Annotated in this window: 19 protein-coding genes and 2 rRNA genes (1 of these 21 running past the window's edge); 9 read left to right on the plus strand and 12 right to left on the minus strand. The window is 62.3% G+C overall.

Translation table 11 applies throughout. The annotated features are described in order from the left end of the window. The 5 genes from L0U80_RS25025 to L0U80_RS25045 all read left to right on the plus strand — a co-directional run. Nucleotides 1-473, plus strand: a 23S ribosomal RNA gene (locus L0U80_RS25025); it begins 2,408 nt to the left of the window's first position. 162 nt (nt 474-635) lie between these two features. After that, a 5S ribosomal RNA gene (gene rrf, locus L0U80_RS25030) occupies nt 636-749 on the plus strand. A 638-nt stretch (nt 750-1,387) separates the two neighbouring features. Continuing rightward, on the plus strand, nt 1,388-2,065 hold the full coding sequence (locus L0U80_RS25035; RefSeq protein WP_233872168.1) for a CsgG/HfaB family protein: 678 nt from the start codon (nt 1,388-1,390) through the stop codon (nt 2,063-2,065). A gap of 55 nt (nt 2,066-2,120) precedes the next feature. Further along, a complete protein-coding gene (locus tag L0U80_RS25040; RefSeq protein ID WP_233872172.1) occupies nt 2,121-2,486 on the plus strand; it encodes a DUF4810 domain-containing protein in 366 nt (121 codons plus the stop codon). 14 nt (nt 2,487-2,500) lie between these two features. Continuing rightward, nucleotides 2,501-3,166 carry a DUF799 domain-containing protein gene (locus L0U80_RS25045; protein ID WP_233872176.1) on the plus strand — a complete coding sequence of 222 codons (666 nt, stop codon included), beginning with the start codon at nt 2,501-2,503 and terminating at the stop codon, nt 3,164-3,166. A gap of 140 nt (nt 3,167-3,306) precedes the next feature. On the opposite strand, the gene rpoD is transcribed toward L0U80_RS25045, so the two are convergent. From rpoD to L0U80_RS25060, 3 genes are all read right to left on the minus strand, one after another. Then, nucleotides 3,307-5,286, minus strand: a complete 1,980-nt coding sequence (gene rpoD / locus L0U80_RS25050; RefSeq protein ID WP_267954952.1) for an RNA polymerase sigma factor RpoD — start codon at nt 5,284-5,286, stop codon at nt 3,307-3,309. A gap of 667 nt (nt 5,287-5,953) precedes the next feature. Beyond that, the gene (locus L0U80_RS25055) at nt 5,954-6,379 is read right to left on the minus strand and encodes a GFA family protein (protein WP_233872179.1); all 426 of its coding nucleotides are present in this window, start codon (nt 6,377-6,379) and stop codon (nt 5,954-5,956) included. Between the two features lie 282 nt (nt 6,380-6,661). Next, the gene (locus L0U80_RS25060) at nt 6,662-7,003 is read right to left on the minus strand and encodes an XRE family transcriptional regulator (RefSeq protein ID WP_233872182.1); all 342 of its coding nucleotides are present in this window, start codon (nt 7,001-7,003) and stop codon (nt 6,662-6,664) included. Between the two features lie 79 nt (nt 7,004-7,082). On the opposite strand from L0U80_RS25060, the gene L0U80_RS25065 reads away from it, so the two are divergent. Together L0U80_RS25065 and L0U80_RS25070 are read left to right on the plus strand one after the other, a co-directional pair. After that, entirely contained in the window at nt 7,083-7,976 is an 894-nt protein-coding gene (locus L0U80_RS25065) for a hypothetical protein (RefSeq protein ID WP_233872185.1), read from the plus strand. Continuing rightward, nucleotides 7,924-8,172 (plus strand): hypothetical protein, encoded by a 249-nt coding sequence (locus L0U80_RS25070; RefSeq protein ID WP_233872188.1) that lies wholly within the window; start codon nt 7,924-7,926, stop codon nt 8,170-8,172. The genes L0U80_RS25065 and L0U80_RS25070 overlap by 53 nt, the downstream gene beginning before the upstream one ends. A 298-nt stretch (nt 8,173-8,470) precedes the next feature. Here the strand turns inward: L0U80_RS25070 and copC are convergent, their stop codons facing one another. The 3 genes from copC to L0U80_RS25085 form a co-directional block, all read right to left on the minus strand. Beyond that, nucleotides 8,471-8,836 carry a copper homeostasis periplasmic binding protein CopC gene (copC, locus tag L0U80_RS25075; protein WP_233872191.1) on the minus strand — a complete coding sequence of 122 codons (366 nt, stop codon included), beginning with the start codon at nt 8,834-8,836 and terminating at the stop codon, nt 8,471-8,473. Nucleotides 8,837-8,852: 16 nt separating this feature from the next. Further along, nucleotides 8,853-9,776 carry a hypothetical protein gene (locus L0U80_RS25080; RefSeq protein WP_233872195.1) on the minus strand — a complete coding sequence of 308 codons (924 nt, stop codon included), beginning with the start codon at nt 9,774-9,776 and terminating at the stop codon, nt 8,853-8,855. A gap of 114 nt (nt 9,777-9,890) precedes the next feature. Next, nucleotides 9,891-10,268, minus strand: coding sequence for a DUF2946 domain-containing protein (locus L0U80_RS25085; RefSeq protein ID WP_373322288.1), 378 nt, complete (start codon nt 10,266-10,268; stop codon nt 9,891-9,893). Nucleotides 10,269-10,668: 400 nt separating this feature from the next. On the opposite strand from L0U80_RS25085, the gene L0U80_RS25090 reads away from it, so the two are divergent. Next, nucleotides 10,669-10,962 (plus strand): antibiotic biosynthesis monooxygenase family protein, encoded by a 294-nt coding sequence (locus L0U80_RS25090; protein ID WP_233872200.1) that lies wholly within the window; start codon nt 10,669-10,671, stop codon nt 10,960-10,962. A 107-nt stretch (nt 10,963-11,069) separates the two neighbouring features. On the opposite strand, the gene L0U80_RS25095 is transcribed toward L0U80_RS25090, so the two are convergent. The 3 genes from L0U80_RS25095 to L0U80_RS25105 form a co-directional block, all read right to left on the minus strand. After that, nucleotides 11,070-12,077, minus strand: a complete 1,008-nt coding sequence (locus L0U80_RS25095; RefSeq protein WP_233872203.1) for a glycosyltransferase family 2 protein — start codon at nt 12,075-12,077, stop codon at nt 11,070-11,072. A gap of 118 nt (nt 12,078-12,195) precedes the next feature. After that, nucleotides 12,196-12,849, minus strand: a complete 654-nt coding sequence (locus L0U80_RS25100) for a class I SAM-dependent methyltransferase (protein ID WP_233872206.1) — start codon at nt 12,847-12,849, stop codon at nt 12,196-12,198. A 169-nt stretch (nt 12,850-13,018) separates the two neighbouring features. Next, a complete protein-coding gene (locus L0U80_RS25105) occupies nt 13,019-13,852 on the minus strand; it encodes a peptidoglycan DD-metalloendopeptidase family protein (RefSeq protein WP_373322316.1) in 834 nt (277 codons plus the stop codon). 380 nt (nt 13,853-14,232) lie between these two features. On the opposite strand from L0U80_RS25105, the gene cobA reads away from it, so the two are divergent. After that, a complete protein-coding gene (gene cobA, locus L0U80_RS25110) occupies nt 14,233-15,048 on the plus strand; it encodes a uroporphyrinogen-III C-methyltransferase (RefSeq protein WP_373322289.1) in 816 nt (271 codons plus the stop codon). Nucleotides 15,049-15,138: 90 nt separating this feature from the next. Here the strand turns inward: cobA and L0U80_RS25115 are convergent, their stop codons facing one another. Genes L0U80_RS25115 through L0U80_RS25125 form a run of 3 tightly spaced genes read right to left on the minus strand, consistent with a single transcriptional unit; the run spans nt 15,139 to nt 19,605 of the window. Beyond that, nucleotides 15,139-16,287 carry a CmpA/NrtA family ABC transporter substrate-binding protein gene (locus L0U80_RS25115; RefSeq protein WP_233872215.1) on the minus strand — a complete coding sequence of 383 codons (1,149 nt, stop codon included), beginning with the start codon at nt 16,285-16,287 and terminating at the stop codon, nt 15,139-15,141. A 10-nt stretch (nt 16,288-16,297) separates the two neighbouring features. Further along, nucleotides 16,298-16,873, minus strand: a complete 576-nt coding sequence (locus L0U80_RS25120; protein ID WP_233873825.1) for an ANTAR domain-containing response regulator — start codon at nt 16,871-16,873, stop codon at nt 16,298-16,300. A gap of 38 nt (nt 16,874-16,911) precedes the next feature. After that, a complete protein-coding gene (locus L0U80_RS25125) occupies nt 16,912-19,605 on the minus strand; it encodes a nitrate reductase (RefSeq protein ID WP_233872218.1) in 2,694 nt (897 codons plus the stop codon). Nucleotides 19,606-19,610 lie beyond the last annotated feature (5 nt).

Raw genomic sequence — 19,610 nt, forward strand, 5'->3', positions numbered from 1 at the left:
AAAAGGTACTCTGGGGATAACAGGCTGATACCGCCCAAGAGTTCATATCGACGGCGGTGTTTGGCACCTCGATGTCGGCTCATCTCATCCTGGGGCTGTAGCCGGTCCCAAGGGTATGGCTGTTCGCCATTTAAAGAGGTACGTGAGCTGGGTTTAAAACGTCGTGAGACAGTTTGGTCCCTATCTGCCGTGGGCGCTGGAAGTTTGAGGGGGCCTGCTCCTAGTACGAGAGGACCGGAGTGGACGAACCTCTGGTGTACCGGTTGTGACGCCAGTCGCATCGCCGGGTAGCTATGTTCGGAAGAGATAACCGCTGAAAGCATCTAAGCGGGAAACTCGCCTCAAGATGAGACTTCCCCGGGGACTTGATCCCCTTGAAGGGTCGTTCGAGACCAGGACGTTGATAGGTCAGGTGTGGAAGCGCAGTAATGCGTTAAGCTAACTGATACTAATTGCCCGTAAGGCTTGATCCTATAACAGGTATGCCTCCCTCCCCTGATGGAGAGAAGCGCGTACAGGTTGAGATCACGTGTTGTGCCTGAAACAACACAACCCCAATTCAGCAACACACACTCTTTACGCTTCTTCCCGATTGGCTGTGGCGCGATAACACCGCGACGCAGCAACCCGTCATGCCTGATGACCATAGCGAGTTGGTCCCACCCCTTCCCATCCCGAACAGGACCGTGAAACAACTCCACGCCGATGATAGTGCGGATTGCCCGTGTGAAAGTAGGTAATCGTCAGGCTCCTTATGCTGTAAAGTTCGAAACCCCGGTGTCTCCGAAAGAGCGCCGGGGTTTCGGCGTTTATGCGCCGGTGAAGCCACTCCGGAGCGATACGCTGAAGCGCAAGACCGTAGCGGACGTACCGCGGCGCAAGCCCGGGACGCTGGGCCTGCCGGTCGCGCCGTGAAACCGGAAACGGAAGCCGCAATAAAAAGCCGTCCCGAAGGACGGCTTCCGCTTCTGGAACCAGGACACACTATTCCTGTACAAGAAATCTTGTCGCCAGTCGCAGGCAATATGACGAAATCGTAGCTTTCCCCAAGTTTACGTTGTACCAGCCGATACACCCGCGTGTAAACTTAAATGCAGGTTTAAAAGACACGCTGTACCAACAAGAGCCGGGAGGCTTCCGCACATACGTTCGCGTACGGAAAGAGATAAACGTGCAACGCCGACGGAATAACCATCGCGCGTAGCGCCGCGCCGCGTCTTCTACGTCAGCCGCGTTCACGTACGCGCGACCGGACGTTTCACGCCATGCGCAACCGTGCCGTGGCCATCCGATGCCAGTTCTCGCCGCCCCCCATTCTCCTGCCGCTTCCACCGCTACACACCGCCGGTGCTAACTGACGTTCCCGTTCCAACAAAAAGGAGAACCCGTGAAACTGTCCAAAACCTGTTGCGCAGTCGTCGCTGCCACCACGATCGCGGCCCTGAGCGGTTGCACGACGGAGTCGTCGCGTTCACTTCCCGTAGCGCCGGTCGCAAGTGCGCAGCGCCCGCCAGTCGGCAAGCCCGTGCAGATCTCGGTCGGGAAGTTCGACAACCGGTCGAGCTATATGCGAGGCATTTTCTCCGACGGCATCGATCGTCTCGGTAGCCAGGCCAAGACCATCCTGATCACATCGCTGCAACAGAGCGGCCGTTTCAACGTACTTGACCGCGACAACCTCGACGAAATCCGCCAGGAAGCCGGCTTCACGAAAAAGGCCCAGGCGATCAAGGGTGCAAATTACGTCATCACTGGCGACGTGACCGAGTTCGGGCGCAAGGAAGTCGGTGATCACCAACTATTCGGCATTCTTGGCAGCGGCAAGAACCAGATTGCATACGCGAAAGTGAGCATCAATGTCGTCGATACCACGACCTCGGAAGTCGTCGCCTCGGCACAAGGCGCGGGCGAGTACAGCCTCTCCAACCGCGAGATCATCGGCTTTGGCGGCACCGCGAGCTACGACTCGACGCTCAATGGCAAGGTCCTCGACCTCGCGATCCAGGAAGCGGTCAACCATCTGGCCGATCAGGTTGACGCCGGCGCATTGCGCACCGCGCACTGAGCGCGCGTCGTCTACGTTATTCGCCCGAAAAACCAAGAACTACCAGGGAGATTTCATGAAACACATCGGAATGTTTCGGGGACTTTGCGTGCCCGTCACGGTAGCCGCGCTGCTGCTCGCGGGCTGCGCGAACACGACGCCGACGCTTTACCAGTGGACCGGCTATCAGCCGGGCGTGTACGACTACCTGAAGGGTGAAAAGGGGCCGCAGGAACAGATCGATGCGCTCGAAAAGGCGCAGCAGCAAATACGCGCGAAGGGCAACACGCCGCCGCCTGGTTTCCACGCCCAATTGGGCATGCTGTACGCGAACCTTGGGAACGACACGCAAGCGATGCAGGAGTTCGACGCCGAGAAGCAGCTCTTTCCGGAGTCGTCGACCTATATGAACTTCCTCATGAAGAAACCGAAACAACAATAAGCGAGCGTACCGATATGTCGAGATTCTCTTCTTTCAAGCTCTTGTTGGTGCTGTCCGCGGTCGCGTTGCTCGCGGCTTGTGCCCAGCCTGTGAAGCACATGGATTACACGGCATTTAAGAATGCGCGTCCGCACTCGATCATCGTGCTGCCGCCCGACAACTCGACCACGGATGTGAACGCGTCGAACAGCGTGCTCTCGCAGATGACGATGCCGCTCGCCGAAGCGGGCTACTACGTGATCCCGGTCGCCGTGATGGAAGAAACGTTCAAGCAGAACGGACTCACGACGGCGGGTGATATCCAGCAGACAACGCCTGCGAAGCTGCGCGAGATCTTCGGCGCGGATGCTGTGCTGTACTCGACGATCACGCAATACGGCACCCAGTATCGCGTGCTTGCCAGCGCGACGGTGGTCACGGTGTCGGCGAAACTCGTCGATCTGAAAAGCGGCGACGTGCTCTGGCAAGGTGCTGCGACGGCCAACAGCGAAGAGGGTAGCAACAACGGCGGCGGCGGCATCATCGGTATGCTGGTGACGGCGGCGGTCAAGCAGATCGCGAACTCGCTCACCGACAAGAGCCACGATATTGCCGGTATTACGAGCTATCGTCTGCTGCACGCCGGTCCGCCGACGGGGCTCCTTTACGGTCCCCGCTCGCCGAAGTACGACACGGATTAAGCGTAGTTCCCACTCGATATGCAACTCGCCGAGGCGCTTCTATCGGCAAGTCCAATTACCACACAAACAAAAAAGCCCGTCACACAGTGACGGGCTTTTTATCGCAGCTTCGAGATGCCTGAAAGCGCGATCAATACGGCTTAACGCTCGAGGAACGGCCGCAGCTTGTCGGCTCGGCTCGGGTGCATCAGCTTGCGCATCGCCTTGCTTTCGATCTGGCGAATACGCTCGCGCGTCACGTCGAACTGCTTGCCGACTTCTTCCAGCGTGTGATCCGACGTCGTGTCGATGCCGTAGCGCATGCGCAGCACCTTTGCCTCACGCGGCGAAAGCGCCTTGAGCGCCTCATCGATGGCGGCACGCATGTTTGCGTGAATCGCAGCATCGGCCGGCGAGCTCGATGCGGCGTCCTCGATCATGTCGCCGAGCGTTGCGTCGCCGTCGTCGCCGACCGGGCTCTCCAGAGAAACCGGCTGCTTCGCGATCTTCAGGATGCCCCGCACCTTTTCTTCGGTCATGCCCATGCGCGCGGCGAGATCCGCCGGATGCGCTTCCATGCCCGTCTGCTGCAGGATCTCGCGCGAAATGCGGTTCAGCTTGTTGATCGTCTCGATCATGTGAACCGGCACGCGGATCGTGCGCGCCTGGTCCGCGAGCGCACGCGTCACGGCCTGGCGTACCCACCACGTGGCGTACGTCGAGAACTTCCAGCCGCGGCGATATTCGAACTTGTCCACGGCCTTCATGAGGCCGATGTTGCCTTCCTGGATCAAGTCGAGGAACTGCATGCCGCGGTTCACATACTTCTTCGCAATCGAGATCACGAGACGCAGGTTGGCCTTCACCATCTCGCCCTTCGCCTTGCGCATTTTCGATTCGGCGACCGTCATGCGGCGGTTGATGGCCTTGATCTGCTGCAGCGACAACGAAGCGGCTGCTTCGATCTCGGCGAGCTTGCGCTGTTCCGCCTGAATGGCCGGCAGGCTGCGTTCCATCGAGGCGCCGTACTTGCTCGACTTCGCAGCCGTGCGGACGGCCCAGTCGAGATCGGTTTCGTGGCCGGGGAACTGCTCGACAAATGCATCACGCGGCATGCCGCAGCGGTCGACGACGATCGTCAGCACATTGCGCTCGATCGCGCGGATCTGCGCGACCTGGCCCTGCAGCAACGTGCAGAGCCGGTCGATGGTGCGCGCCGTGAAGCGGATCGGCGCGAGTTCGCGCTGGATCTCTTCGCAGATCTTCATTTCGGCTGCCGATGCGCGCGCATCCGAATCGGTCGTGCATGCCATCTGTTCGAAGAGCGTGCGCACGCGAGCGAAGATCGCAAGGCCGTCGGCCTTCAGCTGCGCGAGCAGGGCTTCGTTCGCCTTGCTCGAATCTCCGGCATCGCCGTCGTCTTCTTCGCCGCCGTCGCTTTCGTCGGCGTCGTCGGCTTGCGCTTCGATCTCTTCGCTTTCGTCGCTAGCGGCGATCGCGGGTTCTTCGACGGGCTCGTCGCTGCCGATGCCGTCGATCAGCTCGTCGATGCGCATCTCGTCGGCGGCGATACGATCCGCGTCCGCGAGGATCGTTGCGACGATCGACGGGCACGCGGCGATGGCCTGGATCATCTCCTGGAGACCGTCTTCGATGCGTTTCGCGACTTCGATTTCGCCGGCGCGCGTCAGCAGTTCACTTGACCCCATTTCGCGCATGTACATGCGGACGGGGTCGGTGGTGCGGCCGAATTCCGAATCGACGGTCGAGAGCGCGACTTCGACTTCTTCGTCCGCTTCGTCGTCGATTTGAGCTTCGCCACGCGTTTCGTCGTTGAGCAGCAGCGTCTCGGCGTCGGGGGCCTGCTCGTAGACCTGCACGCCCATGTCGTTGAACGTCGCAACGATCGTTTCGAGCGCGGCCGTCTGCGCGAAGTTGTCGGGCAGATGGTCGTTGATATCGGCGTGCGTGAGGTAGCCGCGTTCGCGGCCGAGCTTGATCAGCGCGCGCATCTGGTGCTGGCGTTTTTCCAGCTGTGCGCTAGCGTCGATCTGAGTCGTATCGCCGGTCTTGTCTTTCGATGCGCGGCGTGCAGGGCGGGCAGACGAGGCCAGCACGTCGTCCCGGTCATGGCTTGTCAATACGTTCTCCTTGAAGGGGGGCCTGACAAGGGCAAAAAGAGTCACGCGCCAGCGGCGTTGCGTCCTGGCGATGACGAAATTGCAGGGGAATTGGCGGGGGCGAATGCCGGTCCCGCCGAGCGGGCACCAGACGCACAAGGCGAAAGGCGGCCTGAATTTTCGTGCAATGCAGAGAGATCGCGTATGGTAGTGCGTTCCGGCATGGGAGGCAACCGGAATCGTCGTCTGCAACGCACAGTTTCACGCAACCGCCAGATCGAATCACAACACCTGCTCAACAGTACTTCGCCACGAGCGCTGTTCGGCGCGAAAACAAATAATTGGTTCGCGACTCTAAATCGTCTGATGAATACGTGACGCGGCCAGCAGGAGGACGTTTGCGTGTCGAAATGACCCGCGCAGATCGTGCCCCGTTACAAGCCGCTTTTCACCGCTCGATTGCAAATGGCGACAATACGTTGAACGCGTTTACCTGACGACTGGTTGACCGCCGTTTCGTCGCACGCGAGCGCGGTGCCACGCAGGGTGTCCCTGACGACTGATGTATCGAGCGCGCAAATAGCGCGTCCTGCGGTGTCACGGAAGTGTTTGCCTCGCGTCAGGCACCCGCTCAGGGGGGCGAGTGGTTGTTCCGGTCCCGGCGCCTGCCGCCTCCCGTGAGGTCCAATCACGGGAATTCGTCGTACTGCGGCAAGGTGTCCGTGATCTCGAACCAGGGCGCCTTCGAGCCAACGAAAATGTGGGCGCTCGGGCGGATCGCGGGAGTGTCGACGAGCGTACCCAGCGTCACGTGAACCCAGCCCCCTTCGCGCACGACTGAAAAGAGCAGTGAGCCGCATAGGGCGCAATGGACGTCGTGATTGGCCTGCGCGTCGCCGAACGTCAGCAGGCTTTCGCCGCCTCGCGTCACGACCAGTTTCTGTCGCTCGATGCCTGCGAACGGTTTGAATGCCGAACCGGTCGCCCGTCGGCATTTCGTGCAGTGGCAATTGAGCGCGTAGACGAAGGCATCGTCGACGGCGTAATGCACCGTGCCGCACAGGCATTGCCCGCGCAGTGTCGAGGTGGTGTTCGCAGATGGGGACGCCAGCATCGTAATTCCCTCAAGGGACCTGCAATCGACCGTGGGTTCACGTCAGCCGCGACGTGATGGCACAAGGTAACCGGATTTGGGGTCTGGGGCCCCAACTCACCGTATCGGCGCGCCCCGCGCGGCTTTCCGCAGACCATAAGGGGCGCTTCCTACGGCCTTTATACGCGCGTTCGCTGCTAGGTAGAGCGTCGACTTCCCATAAAGCGTTACCTTTGCGCGCTGCAACGCTACTGACCCGGTGACCTGTGTACCCCAACGCGCCCCTTCTTCCGTGCGCGACGCTCATCGGGTCCGACCACTCATCTCCTTCAATCCATTGATCACGACGAGTAGCGCGCGGCCGTGCTCTTCCGAGCCGTCCCACGCCTCGACGATCGCGTTGCGCAGTAGTTCGCTATAGGCAGCGTCGCGCCGCACGTTGGGCGTTGACTCGACACCATAGAAACTGCATAGCTTATTGAATGACGCACTCCGGCGCAGCCGCCTTCCATTCGAGAGACGAAGTCTCGACACGGTGGGCTGGCTAACGCCGGAAAGCCGCGCAATTTCGCTAGATGAGCGGGTATCGGACGTAAGCCGGCTCATTAGCGTACGTACGGGAAAATGTCGGTCTGGGGCTTCCATGTCATGCATTATACCTATACAGTAACGGTTATTGAATTGCTCGTCGAATCGGGCAGATTGATGTATTCCAAGGAAGTCGATGGCACTGAAAAACTTACCGCCCACTTTTTGCTGGTCTCGAATCGGATCGGAGACCAGCGAAGATCTCGCTACGCTCATACTTCGCAAGGAGTGGGAGCGGCGGCTGGGCGGCGGGCGCTTCCTGTGGGGTATCAGCCAGTCGCTCGGCAGCAGCGCGCAGGTGGCGGCGCTGCGCACGGGTTTGCTGCTCGCGCTGTTTTCGCCCGCGGCCAGCCGTGGGCGCGTACAGCAACGCAAGAGCGAAGACGCACTGGTGTGGAATGCCTGGGTCGATACTTCCGGACAGATCCGGCAACTGCCCCAGCATGCGTTCGTGACGAGCCGCACGACCTTACCTTCGGGTCGTGCGCGCGAGCAGCACTACGCGTTGGTCTGCGCGTCGCCAACTGAACTCAGCATTGGCAGCAGTCTTAAGGTGTATTCCGAACGCCTGCGCAGCGTGGGCACCGGCAAGGCGCCGTGCGCTTCGCGGGCCACTACCGTGGTGGACCGCGTCGAGCGTGCGGGCGACGCGACGGGCAAGGCTTACCCGATCGCGCTGGCTGTCGAACTCGAAGCGCCCTATTTCGTGCGACTCGCGCAGCCCACGCTCGTGAAGGCGCGCAACCTCGCCGCGATTCACGAGGCAGCGCGTGACGGCAATTTCGAGGCCTATGCCGAACTCACGAAACGTCTGCGCAACCAGCCGGCCATCCAGCAGGTGCGCGGCGTCACGCGCGATCTCTTTGATACGTCGTCGGCCGAATCCGCGATATCAGTCGGGCACGGCGGCGCGCGTTCACGTATCCGCAGCGCTCAGGGCGTAGCGGACTGGACGCAACTAACGATGGAACTCTTTCATGGCGATCATCACCCGTTCACGAGAAGCCGAGGCCGCGCAGCGCTTCGTTGAGGCGAGCCGTCACGTCGATCTGGCCTTTCGTGCCGTTCGCGGCGAGTCGGAGGAAGCGGCCTCGCCGATGACCTATGGAGCGGCGCAGTCTCGTCTGGAGCGTGCGCTCGACGAACTTGCGCGTGCTGAGGCGCTTTTCGATTCTGTGATTCGCGTGCAGGGACGCGGGCACCGTCCGGATCGTATGGATACCTGATTAAAGCGGCGTCATGACTCGCGGTGCTGCCGGGACCTTCTGGCGGGCCGTCATTTCGACGGTCAGGACGCCCTCTATCGCCGTTTCGCGGCGAAACGCGGAATCTGGCGGTTCGGAATCGATCCCGCAGATCTGCCCGCGTTCCTCGCGCCCTAAGGATGGCGCGTGAGCTAAGCGCCGGAGCCAGAAACGCTAGCGCGGCGCTACATCAAGCCAACCGGCAGCGCGCTCACCTGCATGCCGATCGAGCGATCGGTCTGCTCAGCGCGCTCTTAACACACCGGCAACCCATCTTCGATCACTTCACCGTGAACGTGTAGTGTCCCTGCGTGCGATGTCCGTCCGCGGCGACAGCGACCCACGCGACCGTATAGACACCTGGCGTCAGCGGATTCAGATCCACCGACATACGCTTTTTGTTCGACGCATCGACCATGGCTTTGCCGCTCGTGACGGCCTTGCCTTGCGCGTCGGTGACGGTGATCGAACTGAACGCGGGTTCGAGTGCGTCGTCGAAGTCGATCGCCACGTTCTTTTGGTCGGTTGTGACGGTCGCGCCCGCGGACGGTACCTGGTGAGTCGGATGCGCGTGCGCGAAGGCAAACTGGCAAGCGGCGATAAAGAGCGCAGCGACGGCGGCGCGAGCGGTGGTGTGCAGTTTCATGAGTCGTGTCCTTCGGTCAGAAGAGGGGTTTGCCGAGCGAGTGCGGGAAAAGGTCGTCGAAATAAAGATGTGCGTCAACGAGCACGCCCACATGGTTGCCCGTCGCGCGGTTGACCGGAATCTGTGCTTCGATGCCGAACTGGCCGTAACGGTTAAGCCATAGCACGCCGGGATTGATCGTGCCGGTGGTGTGTCCTGCGCACGCGCCAGCGGTGCAGGTGCTCATCGGGAATTCGACCACGGGGACCATGTTGCTGAACGGCTGCGGCAGGCCCAGATCCTTCACCTGGCTCTGCAGATACGGAATGCTGTACTGAAGCGTCACGCCCCAGTCGAGCGAATTCGGGCCGTTGTCGGACGATGCCGTCGTGATGTTCGGGCCGATTTCACCCGTCACCGCGAAGGGCCGCAGATAGCCGAGGCTCGCGGGGATGTCGCCGAAGCCCTTGCCGGCAAAGACTGCGGGTGTGAAGGTCGAATAGGGATTGCCGATCGATTTCGCGCCCGTTCCGCCAATCTCCGTTGCGAGTCCGATCGACGCCATGAACTCGTGCTTCGCGTTCGCGTAGACGAGGTATTTCACGCCGAGCGTGACGTTGTCCCAGCCTTTCGCTGAATTGCCGTTTGGCGCGTTCTGGTTGACGTACTGACTCGACACACTGAACGCGAGGTTCTGTGTGATGAGCTTGCTCCATGCGTATGAGACCGTGTTGACGTTCATGTTGTCGCCGTCGTCGGTGGGCGACTTGATGTGGCCGAACTGCGTGTCGAATTCGTCACCGACGCCGGGATCGTCGACGGCGAGCGTGGCGGGAAAGGCACGCTCGCCGACTATCGCGTGAGCGTGCGCGGCGGGTGTGGCGATGGCGCAGGCGAGGGCGGTCGAGGCGAGCAAGGCCGCGCGCGATACCCCGATCGGGCGCAGCAAGAGGTTGCGCATGAATTTTCTCCGGATGTGTTTTCTCGCCGTCAAGTGCAAGCATGACGGCGGCCCGCCACGATGAGCGCAGTGGCGGTGTTTTGTTCGTTTGCGCGCGAGGCGCAGCGGATGCGGTCAGGAGAAAGCGGGTGGTGCGCGCGGCTGTGCCGCCGTGTGGACGACGAGTGTGTGAACTTCAGAGACAGCGGGCGCCGCGCTTACGCATGCGATGGCAAGTGCAACAGCGAACTTCGCGGCCGCAGCTGGCAGCACGGGCACGTGTGCGAGCAGGCTGCAATACGCGCAGGCCTGCCAGTGCTGCGCAAGAGAATGGTTCGGGGTGTCTCGTGTGGGGACGGCAGATGCCGCCTCGGCAATACAGAACGCGGTATGTGCGTGACCATGTCGATATTGCGTGACCAGCGTCTGCGAGATGGTCGGCGCTAACACGCTCATCAGGATGGCGAGCAAGCCGAGCAAGCTGCCGATTTTCCCTGGTCGAATGCGTGACATGTGGCGCGTGGTGCGAACGGGCGCTTCAAATGCGCCGTTGAATTACACGGCAGATGCCGTGCGTTGAGTTCGGGCGCCATGTGGCGCCAACAGGTGCGAAAATTATGCCACGCACCCCACGTGCTGACAGGGGGGCGCAGATGCGTCGATTCGGCGCGTTGCAGCGGGAAAAGCTTGAATGCGTGCTGCCATTCAGAGCGGACGCCCAGTCATGACCGCGAACCTCGCTATGGGCGGAATCGTCATATTTGAAACGTCGATCTTTTGTGCGGAATTGTCGAAATCGCGCGGATCAAGACGCTGCCGTGCTAACGTGGCGGTCGGCTGCTGCGTCACGCGCCCATGACGGCGCGACGTGAGCGGGTTCCGCAACAGATGGCTGATAGAAGAGGAGAATCTCGTGGTCTACGAAATGGCACACATCGCGGTGCAGGCAGGCAAGAACGCCGAGTTCGAGGCAGGGGTGGCGCAAGCGATTCCGCTGTTCAACCGTGCGCGCGGCTGCCGCAATATCGAGTTGCAGCGTTCCGTCGAAGAGCCGAACAACTACGTTCTCGTCGTGCAATGGGATACGGTCGAGGACCATATGGTGCATTTCCGCGAGTCGGCGGATTTCCAGGAGTGGCGCCGGCTCGTCGGCCCGTACTTCGAAAAGCCGCCGGTGGTTGGGCACACCGAAGTCGTCGTCAAGTAAGCGCGGAAAAGTGGGCGCGTCCGAGTGACACCTCACCGGATCACGGCGCGCTCATTCCTGATTGGTCAGTGTCTCGGGCACGGCTCCCGGGACACGCGCGCGACGCGCTATCGGATCAAGGAAATATCGACATTGCCTAGATACTTGCGCGGACGCCGGATCTTGCTTTTGAGTTTCTTAAACCCGATAGCAACGCCCGGGAAGCTAAACGTCAATAGCTTTCGCGTCTTCCATCCGGCGCGAATATCTGCCTGGGCCATGAGCACCTTGAATCGGCCCGCGATGGTCTGCTCTGTGACCATCGCGTAGATGTATTCTTCCTTCCGCTTCTGGTCAGATAAGGCATTCCGGACGATTTCGTAATTCCCCTTATGCGATGCGTCGTTTTGCATTTGCGTAATGCCGGCGAGAATTCGTTTGCTCTGAGTCCCGTACCATTTCTTTAGCGCTGAAGCCGACTCGAACATGGGCTGCTGTGAAGTGCCGCCTACGCGGTAAAGAACAAGAGGCTCTTTTACCGTTATCGCGCCTCCGCTCATCAGCGCCCGAAGCAGAATGACCGGATCTTCGTACCATACGTCCACACCCAGTGGACCGTATTCGTCGAATAGACGCCTCGTAAACGCATGCGTTGCGCCCACCGTGAACGGATGCCCCTTCGTCCAGGACGACAGGGATGCGAGTCCGAGATCTTGTGTCTCCACCTTGTCCCACTTGCGACCGTTGCTGTCGATAATGGTGAAATGACTGGAGAGCATGTCGGGCGCTCTTCCGGCGGACTCCCAGGCCTCGACTAGCCGTGTGACTCGACCCGGTTCAGAAATATCATCGCCTGCGGCCGTAATGATGAGTTCGCCTGTCGATGCGGCAATGGCCTCGTTGTAGTGCTGCCCGATTCCGGCGTTTTTATGGTTTCGCCTCACGACCAATTCGTGAGGACCTTCGTACGATCGAGCGATTTCTTCCAGAGTCGCGAAAGTGCCGTCCGTGGACGCGTCGTCGGAAAACACTATCTCAAGGGGCTCATAGTCCTGGCTGAGGCACGCAAGCGCTGCCTCTTTGACGATGGCTTCCTGGTTATAGGTGAGAAGTAAAAGACTGGCTTTCGGTTTCAATTGATCTCCGTCTTTCCGCTTTTCTTCAATCAGGCATTGATCGTTAGCGTTGCGATGGCACGCCAACGGACCCATACGCGCCACATTGGAAACGAACGTCTACCGGTGTTTTGAATCGTTATTTCTGCGCTTCAAAATCCCAGAGAAAATACGAAAGCGCCCCTCGTTTTGCACGACGTTTTCTGGACATTTCCTGACGCCAGCTCAGTTCGGTAGCGGTTTGAACGAGTTCTGGAATGGTCCATTCAGCCTTGATCGCACGGAAAGAACCAGCGAATCCATACATTCTTCCCAGCGGCTCTGCACCCGTGAAATAGTGGTGCGTCGTATCGGTCAGGATGTTAACGTGGGTTGGATCCTGGAACGCGACTTTGGCTGGATAACAAGGCGTCAGAGCATAGAGTCGTCCACCGGGTTTGAGCACGCGCCAGATTTCATTCATCAAATTGATGAATGGGTTAATCGTGGATTTCCCGTCGGCGCTTGATAGTATTCTTGGGATGTGTTCCAGAAAGTCGAAGGCCGACACCGAATCAAACTGATTGTCGTCGAACGGTATTGTCTCGACAGCAAGATTGGCGCACTTGATTTCAACTGTTCCGGGAACAGAGAGCGGCCTTACATCGACGCCGTAAACCTTCGTTTTCCCGTACGGATTATGAGGACGGGTACCGCAGCCGAGGTCGAGGTGAGCGCCCTCAGTGGTGCTGCTTGCGGGGCCTTGTCCGGTCAATGAGAATTCGTCGGAAAGCACAGAAAAGGCCCTGTTCATTCGGACAGTCCGTTTGCGAGGATTTACGCTGGAGGCGGCCGGAGGTCCCGCTGAAAACGCATGCTTCATCGCGCCTCGTCAGAACGCGAGGCGAATTTATCATATCGCAAAAAAAGGCCGCTCAATGCGGCTCGCCAGCAGCGCGCCGCAAGCGCCAGCGCAACCGAGCTTACTGCGGCGGCAAATACCGCATGGGGTCGACCGGCTTTCCGTCGCGCCGCACTTCGAAGTGCAACTTGACGCGATCCGAATCCGAGTTGCCCATTTCAGCGATCTGCTGGCCCTTCGTCACGGAATCGCCTTCCTTAACTTTCAGGTCGCGGTTGTGCGCGTAAGCGGTTAGAAAGCTCGCGTCGCTTTTCACGATGATCAGATTGCCGTATCCGCGCAGGCCATTCCCCGCATACACCACCCGGCCGTTGGCGGCCGCCCGCACAGGCTCGCCGGCGGTGCCGCCGATGTCGATGCCCTTGTTCCGTGATTCGTCGAAGCGGGAGAGCAGCGGGCCACGCGCGGGCCAGCCCAGGGCGATGGCGCTGGCGGCGGGCATGACCGGCTCGGCCGGCGCGCCGGTTGAGGCGACGGTGGGCCCGGTGCTGACGGGCGCCGGCGCGGATGCGGATGCTTGCGTCACGGCAGTGCCGGCCGCTTGCGGCGGCACTACACGCAGCGTCTGGTCCACTTCGATGTGGTTCGGATCGGAGAGATTGTTCCAGGCGATGAGGTCGCGACTGCTCTGCCCATTCGACCGGGCGATACCGGAGAGCGTGTCTCCGGGTTTGACGCGATAGAAACCGTGCGGCACAGGTGGGAGCGGGGCGGGCGCGCTTGCGATGGGAGCATTGGTCGCCGGCACCGGCGCGGACATGGCGCCACGACCGGTCATGTCCACGACGGGCGCAGGATCGAGCCGGGTGGCGCAGGCCGTCAGCACGCAGAGTGCGGCGGCGCAGAGTCCTGATCGTATCGTGGTCAATCCGTGGCCCGGAAGATTTGCTCGCATCGTTCTATACCTGCTTCTTTCGTTTACGTGTCCGCCCGGCGTGCCTTGGGGCACGACATTGTACTGGACAGTCAACGGTTTTCCCGCATCCGGGGTTGACCATTGTGGTACCGGCGGGTATCCAGCGCGCGTGTCGCGCAAAGCGGGCGGGGCGGCACCAGCGCGGTGCTCGCGCGCACGCCACGCGTGCGCGGCAGGGTTCCCGTAACCGGACCGGGTTTCGTCCTGCGTGCGCAGCGCGTCCCGCACACGCCGTCGACGCGCCTGGCGCACGCTGGCCTCGTTCTTGCGTTAAAGAATGCCACCGGCAACGAGGCCGGTTCAGGTCGTACGCGGCTTCTTTTACGCGCAGTCATTCAGGACAACGGCGTCCCCAGTGCATGCACGGGCGGCACGCCGTTTTTCACCGGCTCCCGCTCATACGGAGAGCTACATTGAAACCAGGCAAAGTCTCGCTGGTCAGCGCCGGTCCAGGCGATCTCGATCTTTTGACGTTTCGCGCGGCGAAGGCCATTGCGGCGGCCGATGTCCTGCTCATCGACGATCTCGTGAACAGCGAGATCGTCTCGCTCGCACCCCGCGCGCACGCGATCCGGGTGGGCAAGCGCGGCGGGTGCCGGTCGACGCCGCAGGCCTTTATTACCCGACTGATGCGCCGGTATGCGCAACAAGGCCGCCACGTTGTGCGCGTGAAGGGCGGCGAGGCACTGCTGTTTGGGCGCGCGGGTGAGGAGATGAGCGAGCTGCGTCGCGCGGGCGTCGAGGTCGAGGTGATCAACGGGATTTCGTCGGGCTTCGCCGCGGCGGCCGGGCTCGGTGTCTCACTCACGCATCGCGATCATTGTCCCGGAGTGATATTCGTGACCGCACACCTACGCGACGGTTCATCGCCGGACTGGCCCGCGCTCGCGCGCACGGGCATGACGCTTGCCATCTACATGGGTGCGAGCCGGCTCGCCGACATTGCCGGGGCCTTGATTGGCGTGTTGCCGTCGCAAACGCCTGCCGCCATCGTCGAGTGGGCCGGCACGACGCGGGAGCGGCGCGTGGTCGCCACGCTCGACGATATCGCGCAGCTAGCCGACGCCGCTGGGATCGCGAGTCCGGCGGTGATCCTCGTGGGCGGGGCTATCGGGGAGGCTTCCTGTGAAGCGGACTTGCTGCAAGATGCGCACGAGCTGTCGCGTCGCGCGTGAATGGCGGGCGTGGTTGCATCGGGTGGCGGTTACGCGTAAGTGCCGCGCCTGACCGCCATACGCAACCGCAGACCGCGCACGCCCGAGGGCTCAGGCGTGCGCGCTCCGAATCGTGAACCCGTCCACGTACGCGTGCGGATCGCCACCATCCCAGCGACGGCCATCGATCAACACTTGAGGCGGGGTTTCGGCGGGCGTATCGATCTGCATCGACTGCGTCGCCTCGCGGTAGAGCGCGGTCTGATTGAGCGCCTGCGCGATCTCGCGATAGTCGTCGCGCCGCGCCTGCATGCCCCAGCGCTCGAACTGCGTGAGAAACCACACGCCTTCAGAAGGGCGCGGATAGTTGACGGCGCCATCATCGAAGAAGCGCACTGGCGGCACCTCGGAGCGCATACCTTGCTCTAGCCGCGATGCAATCACGGCAGCGTCGACGCCCAGGAATTCCGGCCGCGCAAGCCACTGCGCGATTTCGCGCCGATGACCCGCGCCGTCGAGCCAGCGACACGCTTCCAGCATCGTGCGCACGAGCGCCTGCGCGGTACGCGGATACGCATGCACGAAATCGCGGCGGCAGGCGAGTACCTTCTCCGGATGATCCGGCCATATCTCACCGCTATAGACGACCGTGCGTCCCACACCCTTTTGCTCCGCGAGCGCGTTCCAGGGTTCGCCGACGCACAAGCCGTCGAGCCGATCGTCCGCGAGCGCAGCGACCATCTGCGGCGGGGGAATGACGACGCTCTCGACATCGCGCAACGGATGCACGCCTTGCGCGGCGAGCCAGAAGGCGAGCCACATCGCGTGCGTGCCGGTGGGGAAGGTCTGGGCGAAGACGGGTTTGCGTCCAAGCGAAGCCAGCGCGCGCGGCAGCGTGCCGTGCGCGGCAAGGGCGTCGGCGAGCCGGTTCGAGAGCGTGATGGCCTGGCCGTTGCGCGCCAGCACCATCAGCAGCGCCATGTCGGTCTGCGGTCCGCCGAGGCCGAGTTGCAGGCCGTAGACGAGTCCGTAGAGCGTGTGCGCGGCGTCGAGTTCGCCGGCCACCAGTTTGTCTCGCAGTGCGGCCCAGGAAGGCTGGCGTGACAGTTCCAGCGTGAGCCCGTGTGCGTGGCCGAATTCGAGCAGCTTTGCGGCGACGATCGGCGCGGCGTCAGAGAGCGGCACGAAGCCGATCTTCAGATGCGACTTCTCGGGCGGCGCGAGCGCGGATGCGGTTTGGGAGAGCGCGTTCGGGTTCATGGGTTTCGCTTCACTCCTTCGATCCGGCAGCGTCGACGATCTGGCGGGCCGCCTCGGCGAGCTTCACGCTGTGGTTCATGGCGTGCTTGCGCAGCGCGGCGTACGCGTCAGGCTCGGTCATCTTCTGGCGTTCCATCAAAAGTCGCTTCGCGCGGTCGATCAGCTTGCGTTCGGCGAGTTCGTTCTCAGCCTGCGTGAGACGCTCACGCAACTGCGTTTCCTGCGCAAATCGCGCGAGGGCGACTTCGAGGATCGGCGCGATCCGCTCGCCCGCGAGCCCTTCGACGAGATACGCCGTCACGCCCGCGTGCACGGCCGCGCGGATCAGTTGCTGGTTTGCGTCGTTGCTGAACATCACCACCGGACGTGGCGCGGTGGCGTTCATCACGGCGAGTTGTTCGAGCGTGTCGCGTGACGGTGATTCGGTATCGATGATGATGACGTCGGGCCGCGCGTGCTCGACCACGCGATGCAGATCCTGCGGCGTGGCCGGGTCGGGCAGCATCTCATAGCCGAGTCGCGCGAGCGCTTCGCGCAGATCGCCGATGGGCTTGTCGGTGTCGGTGACGAGCAGTACACGCAGCATGTCGGATGGCGGGTTAGGTGTCTTGTCGTAGCTGTTATTCATCCGCCGACGGTGGCGGTCTCGCACATGCGCCGCAGTTCGGTCACGCACGATCCGCAAACCGTGCCGCAGCCAAGCGACGCTTTCAACTCAGGCACCGAAGCGCCGCGCGCGATCGCCGCCTGGATTTGCGTTTCGCTGATCTGCATGCAACTGCAGACGATGCGCTCTCGTGGCGTGCTGGCGGTCTCTCCGGCACGGCGCGCGGCGAACACGCTGAGCCGCGTTCCGTGCCACGGTTCGCCCGAGCGCACGGCGGCGAAAAGCGTATCGGCCTCTTTGACGTCGCCCGCGAGCACGAAACCGCGTATGACGTTTTCGCGCCAGAGCGCGCGCTTGTCAAGGCTTCGGCGCGCGTCGCGGTATTCGAGCGTGTCGTCGCCGGAGGGGAGGTCGAGCGCGGCGTAAAGCTTGTCGAGCCAACCGGCCGGCGCGGCGGTATTGGCTGCGCGTACGATCAGAAGGTCGTCTTCGATGGCGAGCGCCGCGTAGCGGCACGCGCCGAGCAGCGGTTGAACCGCCGCCTGCAGCGCCAGCGCGTCACCTCGCCGTGCGGCGGCCACGCGCCATGGCAACGCGACAGGTTCGATGCGTACCGCCGCGTGCTTCAATTCCGGCTGCAACGAATGAGGATCGACAGCGGGATCGGTGACCTCGTTGATTCCGCCGCTCGACATGAACTGCGCGTTCCAGTGCATCGGTGCGAACAGCGTGCCGGAGCGCACGTCGTCGCTCGTCCTGATGGGCAGCACGAGTTCGCCGCGTCGGCTGATGACGCGCACGAGGTCGCCATCGCTCAGACCGCGTCGCGCAGCGTCGCCGGGGTGGACGTCGAGCGTCGGCTCGGGCGCGTGCATAAAGAGCCTGCCGATGCGGCCTGTTCGCGACATGCCGTGCCACTGGTCGCGCAGGCGGCCGCTCGTGAGGCGTAGCGGGAAGCGCGCGTTGATGGCGTCGGCGGGCGGTTGATAGCGCGGTGCGTGGAAGCGGGCCCGGCCATCGTCGGTGGCGAAGCGGCCATCGGTATAGCGGCGCGCCTCGCCTTGTTCGGTGCCCGCACGAAATGGCCACTGTTGCGGGCCACGCTCGTCCAGCAGCGCGTAGCTCAGGCCGCTGATGTCGAGATCGCGGTCTTCGGTGAGCCGCCGGTGTTCGTTGAAGATGGCTTCCGTCGTTTCGAATGCAAAAAGCGACGCTTCACGCAAGCCGCCGAGCCGCTGTTCGATACGTCGCGCGATTTGCACGGCGATCCACCAGTCGGGCTTCGCGTCGCCCTGGGCGTCGATCGCTGCGCGAACGCGCGAGATCCGGCGCTCCGAGTTCGTCACCGTGCCGTCCTTTTCACCCCATGAGGCGGCAGGCAGCAAAACGTCCGCGTAAGGCACGGTATCGGTCTGCGTGAACGCTTCCTGCACGACGACGAACTCCGCCTTTTCGAGCGCTTCGCGCACGCGAGCGTTGTCGGGCATCGAATGAGCCGGATTCGTGCAGACGATCCACACTGCCTTGATCGTGCCCGCGCGCAGCGCTTCGAACATCTCGACGGCGGGCAGGCCAGGCCGCGCCGAAAGCGCTTGTACGCCCCACAGCCGCGCGAGTTCTTCACGGTCCGCTGCGTTGCCGATGTCGCGATGCGCGGCGAGCATCGTCGCCATGCCGCCTACTTCGCGTCCGCCCATCGCGTTGGGCTGGCCCGTGAGCGAGAACGGCCCGGCGCCTGGCTTGCCGATCTGCCGCGTGGCCAGATGCAGGTTGATGAGCGCGAGATTCTTGTCGGTGCCGTGGCTCGACTGGTTCAGGCCCATGCTGTAGAGCGACAACGCCGCGTCGCTCGCACCGAACCAGACGGCGGCCTGAATCAGGTCTTCTTCGGCGATACCGCACAATTCGGCCGCGATCGCGGGCGTGAACGTCCGCACGGCCGACTTGAGCGCTTCAAAACCCTCGGTGTGTTCGTCGATGTACGCGCGATCGACAAGCCCTTCCCAGATCAGGTGATGCAGCATGCCGTTGAAGAGCGCGACATCGGTTCCCGGTTCGATCGCGAGGTGCAGATCGGCCATCGCGGCCGTATCGGTGCGGCGAGGGTCGATGACGATCCAGCGGATCGACGGGTCCGCGGCCTTCGCTGCTTCGAGCCGGCGGAACACGACCGGATGCGCCCACGCCGCATTGCTTCCCGCGAACAGCACAGTGCGGGCGCGCTCGAGATCGTCGTAGCAGGTGGGAGGACCGTCCGCGCCGAAGGCCTTCTTGTACGCGGTTACGGCGCTCGACATGCAAAGGCGCGAGTTTGTGTCGATATTGTTCGTGCCGATCAGACCTTTCGCGAGCTTGTTGAAAACATAGTAATCCTCAGTGAGAAGCTGACCGGAGACATAAAACGCAACGGCGTCCGGACCGTGCTGCTCGACGATGCGCGCGAAGCGCTCCGCAACCGTGTCCAGCGCGACCGGCCACTCGACAGCTTCGCGCGGCAAGTCGCGATGGACACGTAACTCTGGCTGCAGCGCGCGGCCCGTCGTGCTTCGCGCTGTGTCCGCCAGCGCCATGCCCTTGCTGCAGAGCAAGCCACGGTTCGCGGGATGGTCGGGGTCGCCGCGCACGCCGGTGATGCGACCTTCGCCGGCTTCGATCAGCACGCCGCAGCCGACGCCGCAATAGCAGCAGGTGGAGCGTGTCACGGTCTTCATGGTCG

Source organism: Paraburkholderia adhaesiva, assembly GCF_021390575.1.
Classification (GTDB): domain Bacteria; phylum Pseudomonadota; class Gammaproteobacteria; order Burkholderiales; family Burkholderiaceae; genus Paraburkholderia; species Paraburkholderia adhaesiva.